General features: G+C 40.4%; 2 protein-coding genes. Both read right to left on the reverse strand.

Annotation, left to right across the window (positions count from 1 at the left end):
• Positions 1-213: 213 nt before the first annotated feature.
• Entirely contained in the window at positions 214-840 is a 627-nt protein-coding gene (locus BT797_RS07075) for a hypothetical protein (RefSeq protein ID WP_075471479.1), read from the reverse strand.
• 136 nt (positions 841-976) lie between these two features.
• Positions 977-1,996 carry a cyclic nucleotide-binding domain-containing protein gene (locus BT797_RS07080; protein ID WP_244893718.1) on the reverse strand — a complete coding sequence of 340 codons (1,020 nt, stop codon included), beginning with the start codon at positions 1,994-1,996 and terminating at the stop codon, positions 977-979.
• Positions 1,997-2,155 lie beyond the last annotated feature (159 nt).

Raw genomic sequence — 2,155 nt, forward strand, 5'->3', positions numbered from 1 at the left:
GGGCACTACACTTGGATAGATATTGAATTAGCTTAATTTATCGTGTTGTAACTAACTTGTTCTAACTCAGTTATCGGATACAAGTGAGTTACAACTTAAGCTTCAAAGCTGTCGGTTAGAATGACTGAAGTATGGAAAAATTAACACCGCCAGAACGAACAAAAGTAAACTGTTTACAGCATTAAGCCTTTTCATTAAGGAAAAAGCGGTGAGTTAGTCAAAGGTATTACTAAGACGGTACACCTCAGCCAAAACAGTATTATTCTTACTGCCAGTAGATAAATAATGTACCGCGACATCATAATAACTACAAATTATATTAATATCTGCAATGTATTGTGGGATTTCAGGTTTTCCAAAGAGTAGAATCACGCATTTATGATTTGGTTTATGATAGCGGTAGGACAGTACTTGGCCGAGGGCATGTTTCCAAGCATTTAACTTCTTAACTTCAATAATTAAGCTTTTGAATATCAGATCGGCTCTACAACCCGAACCCAAATAAATTTCTGACTCAAATTCAGAATACATTTCTTCAAAAGTGCAATTTATAGAATGTTCGTTCATACCCATGGCTTTCATTTCACGGTTATAGACTTCAGTAGTGTTTTTGTCACACAAGTAGAAGTTTTCTTTTCCATTCTTCTCTATTTTTTTGAGAGTATCCAAAGAAATACCACGCCGAAATTTTTTGCCTTTATACTCTATATTACCGAATCTAATATCAGAATCGTAAGGTAGCGTACGGCCTTTTGCCTGGGCTATTAACCAACTATGTGGGTGGATACAAAAATAACCATTTGAAACGAGCTGCTTAAAGTCCTGTAACACATCTATCAAGTTTAGTTTTCCTCTTTTGAAAGCAACATAAGTGTTGTACTCACTTTAGATCAGAGACTATTCAGGTTGTAAAAAATAACCTTATTGAATTAGTCTACTTCATTGCCTTGTTGAACATCCGTCTAATATATCTCACTTAACGCTGATCGAATTCAGTTAAATCGACTCCTCGTTCAGCAGCAAATGCGCGTATAGCTCGTAGTTTTGTCGCCGTTTCCGACAGGTGTCCGGCCACTGAGTGCAGCAAGCTTGTCGCTACCATCGCATCATTTTCGATCACAGCCCGTAACTCGGTGGCACCGATTCGTAGAAATACACTGTCTTCTATTGCAATTAAGTCTAATAGACGTGGCTCGTTATTGATGAGAGCCAAATCCCCGATTAATCGTCCAGGCAAAATTTCTGATACCAAGTGTTGCTCGCCCTGACTTTCTGGCCAGTATAATCCAGATGAACCCTTAACACACAGATAGGAAGCATCTGCTTCTTGACCTGCTTTAAAAATCACGGTTCCGGCTTCTACTTTCTGCCATTGCGCACTAAATGCGAGCAGGCGTTGTTGTTTTCGATCAAGCCCTGCAAATAATTCAGCCTGCGCAACCACACATAATTTTCGATTCAAATCCTGGCGCGTATCTTCATCTTGAAGATCATCTTGACGTGCAATACCATCAATGCGCCCATCCATAATTTCGACGAACAAGTCATAATTTTCTGGACTATGGAATTGGTTCTCAATGAAAATTTGGGTAGTGTTAGGCATCAATTCACTAATACGTTCGCGTGTCAAATCACGGGTATCACCATCATGGCTAGCTAATGCATTTCGAAGGATCAGAATATCAGGTTTCTTGATACCTGCGCGACTGAACGCTAGACGTTCCCTGAACACTGCTGGTAGGTTTTCTCCTCCCTGAGTCGTTGTAACATCATATAAGGATTGCGCGACCAAGCGTCTTAGACCATGTTCTTTTAGGACTTCAACAACAGTATCTTCAATCAACTTCTCACGGGCACCTGCCAAACTTGAAATACGTCCGAAAATGGCATTCCCAAGTACTGACATCACAGGAAAATATTGTTGTGGGTCAATCGGTTTAAACAAGCCATCTAACTTTGCTACCATATCCGCCGCGTTCTTCATCCTAATTTGCAAAATCCGCGCCTTGAATGAATCTGTGAATGCTGGCCCTATCTGTTCGGCAGAAAACGCAAAGGGTACGGTCAGCATCAATGCAAAATCGTCGTGTGACAACTCACTTTGGCCAACTAAGTGTCTTTTTGCTACGATCACTCTAAGGCGATGATAAAGATC

The sequence above is a fragment of the Moritella viscosa genome, from assembly GCF_900120065.1.
GTDB classification, from domain to species: domain Bacteria; phylum Pseudomonadota; class Gammaproteobacteria; order Enterobacterales; family Moritellaceae; genus Moritella; species Moritella viscosa.